17 protein-coding genes are annotated in these 17,970 nt (G+C 47.8%); 3 read left to right on the forward strand and 14 right to left on the reverse strand.

Translation table 11 applies throughout. The features are described 5' to 3' along the window. Positions 1-50: 50 nt before the first annotated feature. The 10 genes from BLS15_RS10325 to BLS15_RS10370 form a co-directional block, all read right to left on the reverse strand. A complete protein-coding gene (locus tag BLS15_RS10325; protein WP_028531279.1) occupies positions 51-2,234 on the reverse strand; it encodes a penicillin-binding transpeptidase domain-containing protein in 2,184 nt (727 codons plus the stop codon). A 13-nt stretch (positions 2,235-2,247) separates the two neighbouring features. After that, entirely contained in the window at positions 2,248-2,637 is a 390-nt protein-coding gene (locus BLS15_RS10330) for a cell division protein FtsL (RefSeq protein WP_021256761.1), read from the reverse strand. Positions 2,638-2,651: 14 nt separating this feature from the next. Further along, positions 2,652-3,605: a 16S rRNA (cytosine(1402)-N(4))-methyltransferase RsmH gene (gene rsmH / locus BLS15_RS10335; RefSeq protein WP_090511344.1), complete on the reverse strand. Its 954-nt coding sequence runs from the start codon at positions 3,603-3,605 to the stop codon at positions 2,652-2,654. A 64-nt stretch (positions 3,606-3,669) separates the two neighbouring features. Continuing rightward, positions 3,670-4,101, reverse strand: a complete 432-nt coding sequence (mraZ, locus tag BLS15_RS10340; RefSeq protein ID WP_021256763.1) for a division/cell wall cluster transcriptional repressor MraZ — start codon at positions 4,099-4,101, stop codon at positions 3,670-3,672. Between the two features lie 190 nt (positions 4,102-4,291). After that, positions 4,292-5,362 (reverse strand): DUF4349 domain-containing protein, encoded by a 1,071-nt coding sequence (locus BLS15_RS10345; RefSeq protein WP_090511598.1) that lies wholly within the window; start codon positions 5,360-5,362, stop codon positions 4,292-4,294. Between the two features lie 196 nt (positions 5,363-5,558). Beyond that, positions 5,559-6,845: an adenosylhomocysteinase gene (locus BLS15_RS10350; protein WP_021256765.1), complete on the reverse strand. Its 1,287-nt coding sequence runs from the start codon at positions 6,843-6,845 to the stop codon at positions 5,559-5,561. Positions 6,846-6,944: 99 nt separating this feature from the next. After that, on the reverse strand, positions 6,945-8,576 hold the full coding sequence (gene bshC, locus BLS15_RS10355; protein ID WP_090511348.1) for a bacillithiol biosynthesis cysteine-adding enzyme BshC: 1,632 nt from the start codon (positions 8,574-8,576) through the stop codon (positions 6,945-6,947). Between the two features lie 176 nt (positions 8,577-8,752). Further along, a complete protein-coding gene (locus BLS15_RS10360; RefSeq protein WP_021256767.1) occupies positions 8,753-9,139 on the reverse strand; it encodes a DUF3397 domain-containing protein in 387 nt (128 codons plus the stop codon). Positions 9,140-9,186: 47 nt separating this feature from the next. Continuing rightward, positions 9,187-10,176: a ketopantoate reductase family protein gene (locus tag BLS15_RS10365; RefSeq protein ID WP_090511351.1), complete on the reverse strand. Its 990-nt coding sequence runs from the start codon at positions 10,174-10,176 to the stop codon at positions 9,187-9,189. Positions 10,177-10,296: 120 nt separating this feature from the next. Further along, positions 10,297-10,941: an RsfA family transcriptional regulator gene (locus BLS15_RS10370; protein WP_021256769.1), complete on the reverse strand. Its 645-nt coding sequence runs from the start codon at positions 10,939-10,941 to the stop codon at positions 10,297-10,299. Positions 10,942-11,277: 336 nt separating this feature from the next. Here BLS15_RS10370 and BLS15_RS10375 point away from each other — a divergent pair, with 336 nt between their 5' ends. Continuing rightward, positions 11,278-11,514 (forward strand): DUF2626 domain-containing protein, encoded by a 237-nt coding sequence (locus tag BLS15_RS10375; RefSeq protein WP_021256770.1) that lies wholly within the window; start codon positions 11,278-11,280, stop codon positions 11,512-11,514. Between the two features lie 115 nt (positions 11,515-11,629). Here BLS15_RS10375 and BLS15_RS10380 read toward each other — a convergent pair whose 3' ends face one another. Next, a complete protein-coding gene (locus BLS15_RS10380; RefSeq protein ID WP_021256771.1) occupies positions 11,630-12,763 on the reverse strand; it encodes a class I SAM-dependent methyltransferase in 1,134 nt (377 codons plus the stop codon). A gap of 165 nt (positions 12,764-12,928) precedes the next feature. Here BLS15_RS10380 and BLS15_RS10385 point away from each other — a divergent pair, with 165 nt between their 5' ends. Continuing rightward, on the forward strand, positions 12,929-14,041 hold the full coding sequence (locus tag BLS15_RS10385) for a coiled-coil domain-containing protein (protein WP_021256772.1): 1,113 nt from the start codon (positions 12,929-12,931) through the stop codon (positions 14,039-14,041). An 87-nt stretch (positions 14,042-14,128) separates the two neighbouring features. Here BLS15_RS10385 and BLS15_RS10390 read toward each other — a convergent pair whose 3' ends face one another. Continuing rightward, positions 14,129-15,493, reverse strand: coding sequence for an extracellular solute-binding protein (locus BLS15_RS10390; RefSeq protein ID WP_021256773.1), 1,365 nt, complete (start codon positions 15,491-15,493; stop codon positions 14,129-14,131). A 154-nt stretch (positions 15,494-15,647) separates the two neighbouring features. After that, positions 15,648-16,985 (reverse strand): PhoH family protein, encoded by a 1,338-nt coding sequence (locus BLS15_RS10395; protein WP_021256774.1) that lies wholly within the window; start codon positions 16,983-16,985, stop codon positions 15,648-15,650. 156 nt (positions 16,986-17,141) lie between these two features. Between BLS15_RS10395 and BLS15_RS10400 the strand changes: the two genes are divergently transcribed. Beyond that, positions 17,142-17,675, forward strand: a complete 534-nt coding sequence (locus BLS15_RS10400) for a YhcN/YlaJ family sporulation lipoprotein (protein WP_021256775.1) — start codon at positions 17,142-17,144, stop codon at positions 17,673-17,675. Between the two features lie 73 nt (positions 17,676-17,748). Here BLS15_RS10400 and BLS15_RS28945 read toward each other — a convergent pair whose 3' ends face one another. After that, positions 17,749-17,910, reverse strand: a complete 162-nt coding sequence (locus BLS15_RS28945; RefSeq protein ID WP_155987174.1) for a hypothetical protein — start codon at positions 17,908-17,910, stop codon at positions 17,749-17,751. Positions 17,911-17,970: the final 60 nt, after the last annotated feature.

The raw sequence follows: 17,970 nt of genomic DNA on the forward strand, positions 1-17,970 counted from the left end.
TGATCCGTAAGCCTACACAAGACCACTTTTTTCCTTCTCCGCCTCACACCTTACGGATGTTTCGGCTCCAATTTAATATGAACGATACGTGCCCCATTTTCATTGGTTTCTTTTTGTTCGGTGACGTAGCCTTCTCCATCAACACGAACTTCCCAACCGAGCATGGAGGTGATCTCCATGACATCACGCAGCGATTTGCCCTTAAAGTTCGGCAAAGGCAGCTTATCAGGCTCGTCAGTAAGCAGGTATATCCGTTGGCCGATTGCCAATGGCTCGCCTGGCGCCGGATATTGACGCTTCACTTTCTCCCCTGCTCCAACCGTCTCGAAGACGATGCCTTGCTCAGCCAATCGCTGTTTGGCATCGTAAGGCTTCAGGCCCTGAATATCAGGTGCCTTAACGGTTGTTGGTGCACCCGTCTTCTTGTCACTGCCCTTTTCTTGGCCGGAGATTGAAGAAGGAACACCCATGTAACGCAGCGACTGCGATACGATCTTCTTGAACATGAGCGGCGCTACAAAGCCGCCACCTTCCCAATAATCCTGCGGATCATCCACAACAACCAAAAGAGCAATACGTGGATCCTCAACAGGAGCAAAGCCGACGAAAGATACTACCGCACGAGTCGTGGCATATTCACCGTTAATGACCTTCAATGCTGTACCTGTCTTGCCGGCAACGCGATATCCTTCGATATACGCATTTTTACCTGTACCAATCTGCTGATCCGCAACAACCTGTTCCAAATATTCACTTACCGTTTTTGCAACGCCTGGGTCGATTACTTGACGAACTACCTCCGGCTTGCGTTCAGTCACTTCACCCGTAACGGGATCATGAACCTTCCGAACAATATGCGGTTTCATAAGCTTGCCGCCATTGGCTACAGCTGCCACTGCCATAATTTGCTGGATTGGCGTGACTTGAACCTTACCGTGTCCGTACGATGCCGCAGCCACGTCTGCCGGATATTCAAATCGGATAAGACCATTGTTCTCTCCGGGAAGTTCAATGCCTGTCGGTTTGCCAAAGCCAAATTTCTCAATGTACGCCTTCAAGCGCTCTTCCTTCAATTGCTCAAATCCAAGTTTAACGAAGGCAACGTTACTGGATCGCTTAAGACCTTCGAAGTACGTAATTCTCCCCCATCCATCACGGTTAACGTCGTGGATGAGCCGTCCTCCCGCATAGATGCGTCCAGAAACGAATGTCGCATTCGGATCAAAGATGCCTTCCTGCACAGCCGCGGCCAGTGTCACAATTTTGAATGTTGAGCCCGGCTCATATCGAGACTGAACCGCATGATTGTAAAAAGCTGCAATGTCCTTAGCATCCCAATACGTATTCGGATTGAAATCTGGCATATTCGCGAGCCCCAATATATCGCCAGTCTTCGGATCTGCTGCTATTACCGTCATGCTATGAGGAGAGTATTTATTGTACACCTCACGCATCGCATCTTGAATATATTGCTGAATATTACGATCGATAGTGAGGTATATGTTGTCTCCATCCTTAGATGGCTTGTATACTTCCGAAGCCTTCGGCAGCTTATTACCCATCCGATCTTTCTCATATTGGAGCATCCCTGCAGCTCCGCGCAGCTGTTCGTCATACAGCTTCTCAATTCCGCCAATCGGATTGCCCTGCTTATCTGTATAACCAAGCACATGCGACGCCAATGATTCTTTCGCGTAGAAACGCTTCACCTCAGGCAAGAGGTAGAGTCCGACATCTCTCAATTCTGTCGTCTTCTTCAACTCATCTGTGAAGTCTCTTAGCTTCTGTGCAGTCTCATCGTTCACCTTCCAGCCTTCACTGCGAACTTCTACCTGCGCATAGAACTCATCCTTGTCTTTCTTCTTGCGGACGAGCTCATACAATTCGTTCTCAGGTTTTTTCAGTATGACGCTCAGTTTTTCTACGATAAGCCGCTCTACATCAATATTCTTCTCAACTAACTTCTTCGAGGTGCGCAGTTCCTGAATGATCTTAGGGCCGACCGCTACTGTGTATGCAGGTGCATCCATAGCAAGCACTTCACCATTCTTGTCATATATCGTGCCTCGAACTGGGGTAATCTCCTTCTTCACAGCCCAAGACTGCTTGGCTTCCGCCATCCAAAATGGCTGATTAATAACTTGGTACCAAAACAGTCTCCCAATAATGACAATAAAAAAGAGGGTGAATAAGCCCCCGATCGTCAACGTGCGCAACTTAATTCGTTTGACCATCTTCATCCCTCGTTTAATCGTTTCCTACTTGTTGTTTGTATACTTCGATCTCAGATAATGTCTCAGGGAAGCGCAAACCATTCTTTCTTGCTTCGCGTTCAATCCGATTCCAATCGGACAGCTTCTCCTTCTCCACCGTTAGCTCCGACACTTCATTCGTCAGTGCAACCGTTGCCCGCTTCGTTTCTTGAACCTTCAGGTTCATGTTGTAAATATTGGCATACCCACTAATGATGAACAAAGCTACGCCCGCGCAGAAACCGATTGTGCCCAAATAAAGCAGCTTCTCTCGAGTAGGTAGAGTAGATTTCCGGGTTACCTTCTTCTTCGTTTGACGATATCGAGGCTTCTGCTGTGTCTGTTTCTCTGGACGCATCGCCAGGTTGCCGCGCACATAGGCCATTTATCTGCTCCCCCTCATCCCAATTTTTGAGCAACACGCAACTTAGCCGAACGCGACCGCGGGTTGTCTGCCAACTCGTTATCATTCGGGGCAATTGGTTTGCGATTCACTAACGACAATACACTTTTGTGGCCACATGCACACATTGGCAACCCCGGTGGGCATGTGCATTTTCCTACATAATCATTCATAATGTGCTTACAGATCCGATCCTCCAGCGAGTGGAACGTAATCACGGCCACTCTTCCTTCCGGTTTCAAGCAGCGTACCGCTTGATGTAAGGCATCTTCAAAAGCGCCAAGCTCGTCATTAACAGCAATTCGGAGCGCCTGGAAGCTTCGCTTCGCAGGATGTCCGCCTGTTCGTCTTGCAGCAGCAGGAATACCTGCCTTGACCAGCTCTGCGAGTTCTCCGGTCGTCTGAATGGGCTGCTTAGCGCGAGCTGCGCCAATCTCTCTGGCAATACGCTTCGAGAATTTCTCTTCCCCGTATTGATACAAAATTTTCGCGATATCGGCTTCTGACCAGCCATTGACAATATCGTAAGCTGTCAATTCGCCATTCTGATCCATACGCATATCCAGCGGCGCGTCATGGTTATAGCTGAATCCACGCTCTCCTTCATCAAGCTGAGGCGATGATACGCCAAGATCGAATAGGATCCCATCCACTTGTGGAACTCCATCCACCTGCGGTACACCCGCTTGAATCAATGCTTCCTCCAAATGGCGGAAGTTGGTTTTGACAAGCGTTACTCGATCCAAATAAGACGCAAGCCGAACCTTCGCATTATCCAACGCCCAATCGTCCTGATCCAGCGCAATTAGTCTTCCGGCAGATGACAGCTGAGAAACAATTCGCTCGCTATGTCCAGCTCCTCCTAGCGTACAGTCGACATAAATGCCGTCAGGACGTATTCGCAAGCCTTCTACCGATTCTTCTTTCAACACGGTAATATGATGAAACAACGCAATACCTCCCAATTTCGGTTCCCATCTAGCTGCGATGCGTTATGATAGTCCTGATGTTCACCTAAAAATTAAAATCAACCAACGTCTCCGCAATTTCGTTAAATGCGGATTCCGACTGCTCTACATATTGTTCCCAAGCATCCTTGCTCCAAATCTCTACCCGATTCTGGACACCGATAACCATGCATTCTTTTTCCAAATGTGCATAGCCGCGCAAATGGGAAGGGATTGTAACCCTACCTTGCTTGTCCCATTCACATTCACTTGCCCCAGAAAAGAAGAAACGGGTAAAGGCTCTAGCATCAGCCTTCATTAAGGGAAGTGCCTTTAACTTCTGCTCAAGTGCTTCCCATTCATTCATAGGGTAGACGAAGAGACACTGATCCAACCCTCGAGTCAGTATAAATGTGATTCCTAAAGAGTCACGCAGCTTAGCAGGTATGATGAGACGGCCTTTGTCATCGATGCTATGTTGATACTCGCCCATAAACATCAGCCACCACTCCTCCCCCTAAATCCACCACAGTGCCCCACTTTCCTCCACAACGAATGTATACTTCGCCATAAAAGAAAAAAATCCTGCTAGAAAGCAGGATTTTATTGCGAAATAGGCCTATATAAATTTTGGATATGTTTCCATTAACACATACAAAGACAGGACATCAGCATGCCTAATCATGCTCTTACCTTCTATCTTCGCCATTGTCTACAGCCGAGTTGCCTGTGTCACTCTGCACTTCAGAAGAATCCGCAGCCTTGTCTTTACTTGCGTCTTCTAATGCTGCCTCTGCCGCCTCAGCATCTGCTGGTGTTATTGATCCCAACACATTCTCCCCGGTATTCCCGCTCAAGTTTCCATTCCTTCCTCTCTTCTTTCTGGTGATAAGCCAGATCGGAGTTCCGATAATGAGCAGCGCACAAAGAAAAGGAAGCAGCGCAACAAGCACGAGAACAATAGACTTCACACATTTTAAAAGAGCGTCCCAACTGCCTACAAGGGTATCCGCTACTTGAGTTCCAAATGCATCCTCAAGCGCTTGACCACGCTTCGCTTTAAGCCGTTGAACCATATCCAATGTAATCGTGGACATCGCTACATTGTTATCATAATACCTCATTTTCCCCACAATTTGTTCAATTTCCGATTGTACATTCCCCAGCTCATTCGAGAAGTTTAATAAATCTTCCGATTTCGTGGCCTTCTCCATGAAGGACAGCAGTCTTGACTCTACTGTGCGGCGCGCCTTAAGCCGCGCCTGTAAATCAACATACTCCTCGGTCACATCATTAGCCGAATATTGACGAGTATAGGAGATCGACTCCCACTTGCCTAGCTCATCAATGAACGATTGAAATCCAACAGCAGGAATCTTAATGACATAGGATCCGCCTCGCTCGCTGTCTGTCTCCTGATCCGAAAATTGCAGCACATAGCCTTGTGATTGCGCAATGAATCGATTCAGCTTCTCTTTCACAGCCCCGTAGTCGGCAACTTCCATGCGAAGCTGCGCTTCATAAATGAGCTTGCGATCGGTCTTTACCTGCACTTGCTGCCCCGCACCCACCTGTAATGGTTCCTCTCTGCTTACAGCAGCATCATTACTAGTCGCTTCCATCTGAGCCGCTTCTGGCGCTGTATTCCCCGCCATTTTTAACCCTTGACTGTCTGATGCCGAACTACAGCCACCAAGAAGCAGCAACAGCAGAAGCGACGCCAGCACGACTGTTTGCCATCCCCAATTTCTCTTTTTCATCCCGTATGCCCCCTCTATCATCTTGGCATGGATATCTTGGATGTAATGGCTTTGTTCTCCATACTCAATCAATAGACGAATTGCCAAGAAATATGTTGCATAGGTAAGCTTCATACACAAAATAAAACCGCCACTAACATATCGCTAATGGCGGTTCTTCCTTCTTGTCTGATACAGGCTTCATCGCTTCATTCCATCAGTGCTCTTGCCAGCTCTCCAAGTAAGACTTTTGCTCGCTGCTAAGCGTGTCTACGGAGATTCCGAGCGACTCCAGCTTGTAGCGTGCAACTTGCTCGTCAAGCTCATACGGCACATTGACAACTTTTTTCCCAATGGATTGATATTGATCATTTACATATTTCAAGGACATTGCTTGAAGCGCAAATGTCATATCCATAATTTCAGCTGGATGGCCATCCCCTGCAGCCAGATTGACTAGACGGCCTTCAGCCAGCAAGTAGATGCTGCGGCCATCTTGCAGCTTGTATTCTTCAATGTTCTTGCGTACCGTACGTACAGATGTGGAACGAGCCGCAAGCTCAGGCTTATTCACTTCAACATCGAAATGTCCAGCATTGGACAAGATGGCACCGTCCTTCATCACGTCATAATGCTCACCACGGATGCAATCACGGTTGCCTGTGACGGTCACAAAGATATCTCCTACACGAGCGGCCTCGATCATCGGCAGCACTGTAAATCCATCCATGTAGGCTTCTACGCCTTTGATCGCGTCCACCTCGGTAACAACGACATTCGCGCCGAGACCTTTGGCACGCATAGCAACCCCCTTGCCGCACCATCCGTACCCGACCACGACCACCGTCTTGCCGGCTACAACCAGATTCGTTGTACGATTAATGCCATCCCATACCGACTGACCAGTACCATAACGGTTGTCGAACAAATACTTGCAATACGCATCATTAACGGCAACCATCGGGAATTGAAGCGTGCCATCCTTCTCCATCGCCTTCAAGCGGAGAATGCCTGTAGTCGTTTCTTCCGCGCCGCCTCTCACTTGATCACGCAAGTCAGGGCGCTCAGCGTGCAGAATCGAGACCAAATCTCCTCCATCGTCGATAATCAAATCAGGCTTCGTCTCCAATGTGTGAATAAGCAACTGCTTATATTCTTCCGGATCTGGGTTGTACTTGGCGTATACAGTAATGCCGTCTTCAACTAGCGCAGCGCATACATCATCCTGCGTCGACAACGGGTTGCTTCCTGTTATCGTTACATCTGCGCCACCAGCTTGAACGACCTTCGCCAAATAAGCGGTCTTCGCCTCCAAATGAAGCGATATTGCTACTTTGAGTCCTTTGAATGGCTGCTCCGCCTCAAATTGTTCCCGAATGCGGTTAAGCACAGGCATATGCGCTTGAACCCATTCAATTTTCAAATGACCTTCTGGTGCCAATGCAATATCTCGGATGATGCTCTTGTTTGCCGCATTTGTATTACGAGTTGGTGTATTACTCATGGACAGTTCATCCTCTCCCATTTTGGATTAAGAAGCCATTTCATGATCCGTCTTGATTTCAGGAAATCGGGTCTTTCCAGCTCATGCTCTTAACATAGCTTATGACAACAGGGCGATGCGATGTTCCCCTCTCCATACGACAGGAGCTTCCATCAACATCGCAAACCAATTCTCACCGTAACGGCAGGCATACCCTAGCATATTCAATACACGTTCCTGTGGTTTGCCAAGCGGATGAAGGGAGACATGCAGCCGTTCCCATTGCCGCAAACCTGATTCATGCTGCTTCGCCATCGCGTCCTTAGCACGGTGATGAAGGAAATCAATCTGTTCAAGTACTTTATTATGATTCGTAGCACCAAGTTTCCCAAGTGCAGGAAGCGATACGACAAGGTCCTCCAGCAGCTCGGTATATCTAGTATCCACTTCTGCACGCAGCGTCTCGAAGCGTTCATCCAAGTGAAGTGCATCCTGCGCTTGCAACCACGAAGCTCTTCTTGCTTCGTAATGATACACAACATCTTCAACCGACAACTCATACTTATCCAGAAGCTTATTTAGTGTCCCCTCAATACAAGTAAATCCCATGCGTGGCCATATGATTGGCATTCTCATTCCCAGCTCTCTGAATGCCTGCTTCGTCTGCGCCCAGTAAGCAATTTCTCCTGGTCCAAGCACGGTAGCCAGTACTGGGAATAAATAGTCCTGCATAAGCGGTCTCGTCAATACATTATTGCTCAGCTCCTGCGGTGAATTCCGTGCGATGTCCAACATCTGCTCCATCGTGCACGATATTCCTTGGCGATGATTGACGAATTGCCCGTTCTCCTTATGCAGCAAGTGTCGCTCCCCGTCACGCACGAGGAACACATTCGCGCTGTGTTCGGAACGTACCGCCTGAGGGCTATAGCCATAAGAAGCAAGCTGCTGCTCACTGGTGTCGTAAGCCTTCTCCAGTCGGTCATTGTGCTGGAGGATCGCCTCGAACATAGGCGCTTCAAGCTCGCGCAGTCCGTCATCTGCCGAATCGATGAGCACGAGTCCATATTCACCAAATAGTCGGCCCATAGTCGCTGCGAAGGAATCTGACAGCGTGGCACAAGTAGCCACTGATTCGCGCAGGTGCTCGAGCAGCCCTGGTGTAAACTCCGTCTTGGGCAAGGAACTCTCTAGCTCTGTAAGAACCGATTCCCATGCAGCAGCATCCAGCTTCACATGGCTCACAGGGGCACGACGATCACCTGGCTTCTCCATTCGTATACGCTGTACAGCAGGATCGGAGGTTACCACATACGTATGATCAACCTCATCAAAATCATGATCCTCTCCAGCAATCCAGAAGACAGGAACCACTGGTCTTGCTAATTTGATTTCTGCTTCTTGCGCCATTCGAATAATGGAAATTGCTTTATACAGAACAAGCAGCGGACCCGTAAACAAGCCGCCCTGCTGTCCCCCTACAACGACTAACGACCGCTCATCCTTCAGTCGTTCTATGGAATCTCGTACAGCTTGGCTGTTATTGAACCGCTCATTATAGCGGGTAAGCACATCGACCAAGCGTGTGCGATTCACTCTTAGCTGTCCCGAACGCTCCACCCAATCCGCTCTCTTCTCCCAATCCAAGTCCGGATGATATTCGTAGAACGTCTCGACAACAGATGGTTCGCGTTCCATGTACTGTACGGTCAGCGGTTGCTGAACCGGAATAGATAATATTGGCCATTTCAAAGATAGCCGCCTCCCTTTTTGCCTCGTCTCGATTGTACACAATGCGGCTTCTGACCGTCAAAACAAAGATTATGTATTCCATTCCTTCATGCACAATTCAACAACTAGCTGCCATCATCCATTGATATTGACGCATGAGTCCTATCAATAATCTACCTTTATGAGTATAGCTTATCCTACATGCTTGCCGAATAAATAATTATTCCAATCAATAGCAAGAAAACGTACAGTACGCCAAGCAAGAAGAAAGTTATTCGCCAAATGACACGAATCAATTTTCTCGGATCCCACCTGCCATACTTCTGCTGTTGCAACCCACCGATTAACCCTGCTGCGATTAACAGAAAGAACAGTATCCAATAAAATCCTGCCTTAGAATCAAACAACGTATTATATAAACCGCCTACCGAGGCAATGAGAAACACCGTCGTTATATCCATTGCCAGCTTAATTGCCCTCTTCTTCGGTTTAAGCAGCCCCCTACCAATTAGCCAAGTAATAAGAAATGGGAAGAAGGGCAGTAAAGAAAGCAGAACGAATCCGTCAAACATCAGTTGAAACATATTCGGGTAGACTCACTCCTCTCAACAAGGGATCAGCACGGGAAATGTTATTCGCAACTTGCTAGAATAAGACGGTACATCATACGATGAAGCGGTACTGCAACCTCATATCGATCAGCCATTCGGATAAGTGCCCCCGTTATTGCCTCTATTTCTGTCCTTCTTCCCGCTTCTACATCTTGAAGCATGGACGACGAATTGGACGAAGTCATCCGGCACACCTGAACAACCCGCTCCCAATCCTTCTCTTCATCGATAGAAATATGAGCCGCTCGGTATACCGCAGCAGCCTCACCGAACAACTCCTTCATTAAAGACAGCCTGTCCTCTTGCAGCAGCAGTTGACCGTTCTTGATGCGCAGCACAGCCGTTAATGGGTTAATAATGACATTGATAAGCAATTTCTGATAAACCATACCTTCGATGTTGTTCGACAAAAACGTTTGAAATCCTGCATTTTCTAGCAACTTCTTTGTTGACAAACATAAAGAATTGACTAATTCCTTCTGTTCTGTTCGGCTTCCAGCAGGCTCCCAGATGCCAATTGACGTATGCCCGTGCCCCGTATGTACAACCTCATTGCAATTTACTCGCTTAGCCGCTTCCGTTGTAACCGCCCATATTAATTGCTCGTGCGGCCATATCGCACTAAGTGCTTCCATATGACCAACCCCATTCTGATAGCACACCAATGAAGCTGTCTGCTCTCTAGGAAACTTCTCTAACTGACTAAGAAGCTCAGAATCAATATGTGTCTGCTTCACGAACAACCATATGCTGCTCGCTCTCATACCTGTCCGTTCAAGTACTTCTCCTGCTTCTGCCAACGGATACGCATGTACTGGATAGATATGGGCCTGCCTCCCATCCAGATCCTCGAGGTGAATCCCTTGACTACGAATTAGCTCCGCCTGCTCCGGAGTTCGTGTCCACATCCTCACCTTTGTATTGCTGCTATCTATTGAATTACGTGTTCTCATCAGCATCGCTGCATGAAGCAGCCCCAATGACCCCCCGCCAATAATATCGATAACCATATCAGGCACCTTCCCTTGTGTACAAGTATCTATTTGTTATATCAAACCGAATGCAAAAACACAAAAAAGCGCAAAGAGTGAGCAATGCTCTCCCTTCACGCTTTCTGTAAGCGGATGGAACTATTCAATTCGCTCTAGGTTGCCATTGGCGTCCATCCGAAAGCGAGTTTTGGAGTCGTCCTCTTCTTCACTTAAAATCGCTAATCTGCGAGCACGATCCATAATTTGAATGAGCGCCTTATAATCATCATTTACCGTACGGTAATCCGTTTGAACGGCATTCACCTGTTTGGAGAGATACTCATTCTCTTCACGCAGACGGTGATACTGCTCTTCCTTCTCATGCAGTTCTTTCTCCGTATGCTTCAATTGACGCGACAGCTCTTGATAACTGTTGCGCCATTGACGCAAGAAGCGGATCACCATATCCATGGAAAGTGATTCTTCGGTAATGAGCTCTGGCTTAAGGCCGACTTCTTCACTGTCCGCCAATGCAATAGAGGCCACCTGTGCACCAATAGGCTGCTTTTTCATATAGTTTCGCTTTTGACGCTGTGCTTTTGCAAGCTGAATGGCAGCTTCATATTTTTTACGGACACAGCTATTCCAGCGGAATCCGCAAGCCGCAGAGGTGCGGCCAATCTTTTCCCCTACTTCTTCAAAAGCAGCTAGCTGGGTACTTCCTTCTCGAATATGTCTTAACGTCACTTCTGCCAAAATCAAATCATCGTCCGCTGTCCACGCATCTTGTCTAATTGCTGTCATGCGATACCCTCCTAACGACACTCATTCAATTCGGTTGTATACAGCACCCACGCCATATGCATTGAAGCAAGTGACGAAGGATGATCAGTCGGTAATCAACCGCTTATTCCATCTCTATGCCCATGGTAGAGTTCATAGAATCTATCGGATACTAAAATGTATATCCATTTTTTCTATGAATCATACGTATGCCTGTCCATACAATAGATCACAATGAAGGGGAGATTCCGAAAAAGTTCGTTAATCCATCAAGATTGGCAGTTTACACCAGATGGCTAGAACGCTATAATGTCAATAGTAAATGTTGGGTTTAACGTAACGAGAGGGGGATGAATCGTGGCACGGATGTATCGCGTACTCGGCTTCTGGACATTAGTAATCGGTCTGATGGCGTTCGCAGGAGACATGATTGAGATGGCGCTCCTGTTCTTCATGCAGACTGCTTTTTTTGTGTTGCTGGGTTACTTGAAATTGTCCGAACGTACATATACAATGCTGTTTTGGGCGTACATGGTCGTATGCTTCAGCGGCTTTTCGTACTGGAGCGTCTTCGTTATGAAAAACCCTTACTAAGCAGCATCACTGTCTGTTGACTTGTTGCGGACGGATAATGAATGAAAGAATGAATAGATACAGAAAGAAGCGTCAAGAGATCGGCGATCTCTTGGCGCTTCTTTTGTGTTGAATCTTATAATATTCCAATTTCCGATTCCGAACCGCAAGACAGCAGGAGTACATGAAACCGTTCACTCATCTGATCACTCAGCAGCAATTGTCGAATGGCACGATTGCGACGCGCTTCCGCACTGAACGGATCTGGGTTGGTATGCTGCTGCAATTCATTTAGCAACCCCTGTTCGAGTAAAAATGACTTTTGTGTCATATAACCGATGATCGCAGCATTCACTTGCTTCGCAACACGCTGGCAAATATCGAAATCCACCATCGACGTGATATCTTGCTCGCCAATATGAATCCAAGGGTTGTCATGAGCCTGATGACGATGGTAACACATCAGTGTCCCCTCCATCCGATGTGCTGCTGTCAGCTCATTCGTTCCATCCCCATAATCAATAAATATGAACTCTGCTTCCCCCACCTGACTTAAAATTGAGGTCATCCAGGCCGTCATCGCAATCCCCGCATCAAAAATTTGCTGATCCACAAGTTGAATTTCATGTTCCTCTAGCCATAGGAGAATATCTTCCGTTGCGGGCAGCCATAGCGGCATGAATTGCTCCTTCTCCTCATCCCACTTCACATAGCACTGTTCATACCGGCCATCATGATGCCGGATGCGCTCGACTGGGAATGCATCAAGCAGTTCATTGGCTACAACGAACAGGCGCCGTGTAGGAGCCTCTTGTTCAAACACCTGTTCATCCCACCATGTAATTGGAACCCGCTCTCCTCCGAGCAATTCGGATACTAGTCTCTGATGATGCGGGCTTCTTTCCACAATGACATGCTTATAGCCTTCGAAGCGATCATACTTAAGCCGCTGGCTCATCTGCAGTGCGAGTCGTCCTGTACCAGCTCCCCATTCTACCAGCGTGATGGAATCAGCATCCCAGCCACGCTCCCTTGTGCGTCGTTCTACATAGACAGCAAGCATCTCAGCCATGATTGAGCCGATATTCGAGCTTGTATAGAAATCGCCATTACGCCCAATCTTCGGTCGTTCTGACATATAATATCCGTCTGTTGCGTGATACAGACAGGTGCCCATAAACTGCGAAAAAGGGATGCAGCTGCTATCGGATTGTTCAATTTGGTTAATTAAGTATTGAATGAGGACGGGATTCGGCTGATAATGAGACATACAGTCCTTCCTTTCTATCTATGCAGGTTCAATAGAAGTATCTTGCTAAGTCATGCAAGTATCATCCATGTATACAACTCTATGTACACAACCACGAGTTCAGGTCATGTCCAACCCGATCTGAACATACGATAATGTTGTGCAACTATTTAAGGAGGTCGCCTCATGACCATAACGACACGCGCATGGCGCTCGCTTATCGGACTTCTACTATCGATGCAGCTCATCGCGATCGTTCCGTGTGCGACAGGTGCGGAGCCAGCTTCGCCTGTACAATGGAGCATTCAGCCTACCGCTGAAGAGCTGCAGCTGCTTCAACAGAGTCTCTCTATCACAGAACTGGATAAGGAGATCGATCGTATCTCCGTTCAGGAAGCATCGACAGCCAAAGAACGTTCACGAACGGAAGCTGAGCTTCAGACCCGCGAAGCCGCCTTGGAACAGAAGCGAGAACAAGCCGGTCGTGTGCTTCGCGCTTATTATATTGGAGAACGAGACATGATGCTCCAGGCTGTTCTCTCTGCGGATCAGCTGCAAGATATGTTTCAGTTATTCGAATATTTCCAGATCCTCTTCCAGTCTGATCAGGACATTATGAATGACTATAAGGAACAAACGCAAGCCTTGCGTCAGACAAGAGATCAGCATATGCGTCTGGAAAGGGAGCTTTCAACGGTACGCACTCAGCTGATTGATCAGCGCGATCGGCTCAAGCGGCTGCAGCAGAAGCTGGACGCTGACATATCGGCCAGCAGTGATCCTAAAGCGATGAATGCACTTATACAAGAGTTTACAACTTACTGGCAGAACGTTGGACTTTATGAAGTTCGTCATTATTTCCGAGCATTGGCCAATGCGATGAACAAGCTCCCCGATTTTGTCAAAAATAGTGGAAGCCTTAGCATCGAGGGTACTAATTATACGATCACAGTCAAGGAAGAACAACTCAATCAGTTTCTCCGTGAGCAGGATCCCATGTTCGAAACCTTTGCATTCCAATTCAAGGAAGGCATGATCGCCGCTGAAGGCTCGCGCTCTGGCATGAGCGTACGTATCGAAGGGCATTATACGATAGAATCGGAACCTGAGAATCGAATCTTGTTCCATGTTGATCGAATGTTGTTCAATGGGCTTGAACTGCCCGAGTCGACGCGTACAGAGTTGGAGGAAAAATTCGATCTTGGCTTCTACCCGAAGCAGCTCGTATCTTTTATTGAAGCCAAAGAAGTGACAATTGAAGACAAAAGCCTTACCGTCAAGCTGGCGCTCAGCTGGTAAGGCGGTAAGGCTAGAACTTCTCCTCGTCAGAGAATCAGCAGATGGCCGTATCCAGTGCATTGTACCATGGATGGATACTCAATCCCGCTATCTGCTGATCGTGCTTGAATGATTCCATTCCTTCTGGAGCTGCTCCGTTGTTGCAGCCCCCTTCAGCCAAAGCTCAGCTGTCCCAATCCATCCATAAATCGGTTCCATTGCATGAAATAACGCCGCTCCTTGATTGGCTTGAGGCAGGAACATATCTGGCAGCCAGCGACGGATATCTCTCCAGCGATCTATGTATGCTTGTTCGTGAGCAGGCAGCACAGACAATGTATCGTACCATTCTCGCTGAACCGCAAGACTTGTCATATAATCAATCCATTGCCTTGCCTCCGCTTCATGCTGTGAACTGGAAGCAATCATATAGCTTCTGCTTGTTGCCCACTGCCCAGCAGGAAGATGTACATCGGCTGGCGCTTCAATCGCTAGCGGTTCACTAACCTCGGCCACTGCTTCCGAATAGGGAACGATCCCAAAGGCTACTCGACCGGCACGCAGCAAATCCCACGTATCTGTTTTGCTCGCTTTCTCTCCCCAAGGTATAAAATGAGCTCGATAAGACTCCAGCTGGGCTAACTGTTGGTTCCACTTAAGACCGGATCCTTGCGCATTGTCGGCAACTCCCTTCGCATACCAATCGGCACGCATCAATGGCGCTTGATTCACTTCCGGCCATAGCAAGCCCAACCGCCGAATTAACGATAAGAAGGCTTCCTTATCTCCATCATGCCAGGCAAACCAGGCTTGAGGCATAGCACGCAATTCTACAGCAGCTGTACCACGCTCAAGCAGAGCAGAAGCCCCCTCCTGACTGCTAGGGTCAAGGATCCTCTTCCACTCCTCCCAATTAGAAGGCAAGGATTCTTTGGTTCTGCCGGCCATTAATTCCTTGTTCCATACCAGCACATAAGGATCAATCTGAGCAGGTACTCCCCACGTATACCCATTCCACTTCAGTTGATTCATTAGCCATGCCGGAGAGGAGAAGCCAGCATTCGATGACTGCTCAATCGGCAGCAGCCACCCCTTTTTGGCAAAGCCCATTACGGAAACACTGTCTGACAGCATAATGTCCGCACTATATTCCTGAACCAGCTGATTGAACCATTCAGCATCAGTCAATTTATCTGTCGTATTGACAAGCTCTACATAGATGCCCGTTTCGTCAATAAAAGTCTGATTGGCTTGATTGAGTTGGATAAATGATATAGGTGACAGGTTCACCTGCACTCTTAGCTGCTTCCACGTTTCTGGACTCTTCTTCGCCTTAGGCGGCCGATTGGCTACCTCATTCGTTGAGGGCTGTGATGGTACGAATAATTGATCATCTATATGAAATTGGGACAGCAAGAGTAACGAAACGAAAATCATAATAACCGCAACTAGCAGCTTTTTTAAGTTCGGCACTCATTCTCCTCCCACGTTACCATTTTTGACTTTTCCACCTCCTTATTGTAGCACCGAACGCACTAGCTGTCCCTATCTGAATGCGTCATTAGAGCAAAAAAATAAGCCCCTGGGACTATCCAGAGGCTCTGAGGGCTGTCGCTCACTAATGACTCTATAGGAGATCAGCTGCAAGCTGAGCGAGTCGGGAGCGTTCTCCCTTCTCAAGGGTGACATGGCCGCTTACACTTTCTGTCTTAAACCGTTCCACCAGATAGGTGAGACCATTGCTTGCTGAATCCAGATAAGGATGATCAATCTGCGCTGGATCTCCCATGAGGACAATTTTACTTCCTTCCCCGACTCGGGATACGATTGTCTTCACTTCATGTTTGGATAAATTCTGAGCCTCATCAATGATGATGAACTGTCCTGGTATGGAACGGCCACGAATATAAGTGAGCGCCTCAACTTGAATATTGCCCATACCCAGCAATATTTTCTCAATGTCCCCAGCTTTTTTCGTATCGAACAGAAATTCCAAATTATCATAAATCGGCTGCATCCAAGGCCGAAGCTTCTCTTCCTTCTCCCCTGGCAAGTACCCGATATCCTTCCCCATTGGCACTACTGGCCTTGCAATGAGAAGCTTCTTATACTTGCGCTCATCTTCCACCTTCATGAGGCCAGCTGCAAGCGCCAACAACGTCTTGCCTGTACCTGCCTTCCCTGCCATAGTGACAAGGGGAATATCGTCATTGAGCAGCAGCTCAAGCGCCATACGCTGCTGAGCGTTCCGTGCAGTAATGCCCCACACGGGATCATTACTGAGAAATAGCGGCTCAAGCTTCTTGGCGTCTGCGCTCACCTTGAGCAAAGCAGACTTACTCGTCCCCATGTTATCTTTCAAGATGACGAATTCATGCGGGTGAAATGACATATTGACATTTAAGCTGCGGATGGGGAGATGCCGGAAGGAATAAAATTCATCGATCACCCCAGGATGAACGAATAAGGTGACGCAGCCATTATACAACTCATCGCCAGATTGTACGGTACGATCTGACATATAGTCCTCTGTATGCAATCCCAATACATCTGCCTTGATTCGTACAAGCACGTCCTTGCTTACTAGAATGACAGTTGCTGGCTCGGATTGCCGTTCCTCCTGCTCTAAATGATAATTCAATGCCACGGCCAAGATCCGATTGTCATTCGATACTTCCCCGAACATCTCCTGTACTTTGACAAAGCTGCGATGATTCAACTCCACCTTCAACGTTCCACCGTTGTGCAGTTTAACCCCCGAATGAAGATGCCCTACATCGCGGAGCCCGTCTAGCAAGCGGGAAACAGTACGGGCATTGCGCCCGATTTCATCTGCATTTCGTTTCTTCGAATCAATCTCTTCCAGTACAACTGCCGGGATAATCACTTCATTGTCGCCAAATGCAAATAATGCGTTCGGATCATGCAGCAACACATTCGTATCCAGTACAAAAATTTTACTCATAGGATCTCCCTTTCAGTTCGCATGCCCGTACTTGCAACACCAGCGGACAGCCGCGCTCGGTGTTACATAAAAAATGCAGGCACCGCTCACACTATAGTCAGTACACATGCCGCACTACTTATTTGACCAACGAACAAAGAAAGGAACGATGAATTCATGCGTATATTGCTAATTGCCATGCTTGTCATCGGACTCATCGCCGGATGCGGAAACGCGAATAAGCACGCTGCTACGAATAACTCCTCCAATCAAGTTAAGGCGAGATCAACGAATAATGGAAAACCGGTCATTCACGATCGGGAAGCCGTTCGCGAACACTTAACTGCGCTGGCTAGGAAGGTGCCGGGGGTTCGCAACGTTAACTGTGTCGTATTCGGCAATACCGCAATTGTCGGGATTGACGTCGATGCGAGCCTAGAACGCTCTCGAGTCGGAACTGTCAAATATTCCGTTGCAGAGGTTCTCAGCAAAGACAAATATGGCGCCCATGCACTTGTTACCGCAGATATCGATTTGAATCAGCGTCTTCATGAGATGGCGGTTGATATTCGGCAAGGCCACCCTATTTCTGGCTTTACAGAAGAACTTGCAGATATAATGGGCCGCATCGTGCCGCAGATGCCAAGCGACGTCCAACATATTGATCCATCCCGCAATACAGACCAGCCTAAACTGAAAAAACAGATGTAGCTGCATGATTGCCGCACGGCCGCGTGAAGACCGGACAAGCATATTGACGCACGAAAAGCCTAGTGGGGTTCCACTAGGCTTTTCGCATGAAGACATCGTCATATTCATGATCCAGCATAACAGCTGCAGATGGGCAATAGGCCGTCCCGATGCCTGTTTGATCGGATAACAGATGAGACCCTTGGGACATCTTATGTTGCAATAAGGGATTACCCATCATCAAAGCTTCGGACATCACTCAGACCTCCTCCACATCATAATTGCAGCTTTACTCTATTATATTAATGATGCTTCA

The sequence above is a fragment of the Paenibacillus sp. cl6col genome (assembly GCF_900102125.1).
GTDB lineage: Bacteria > Bacillota > Bacilli > Paenibacillales > Paenibacillaceae > Paenibacillus_B > Paenibacillus_B suaedae.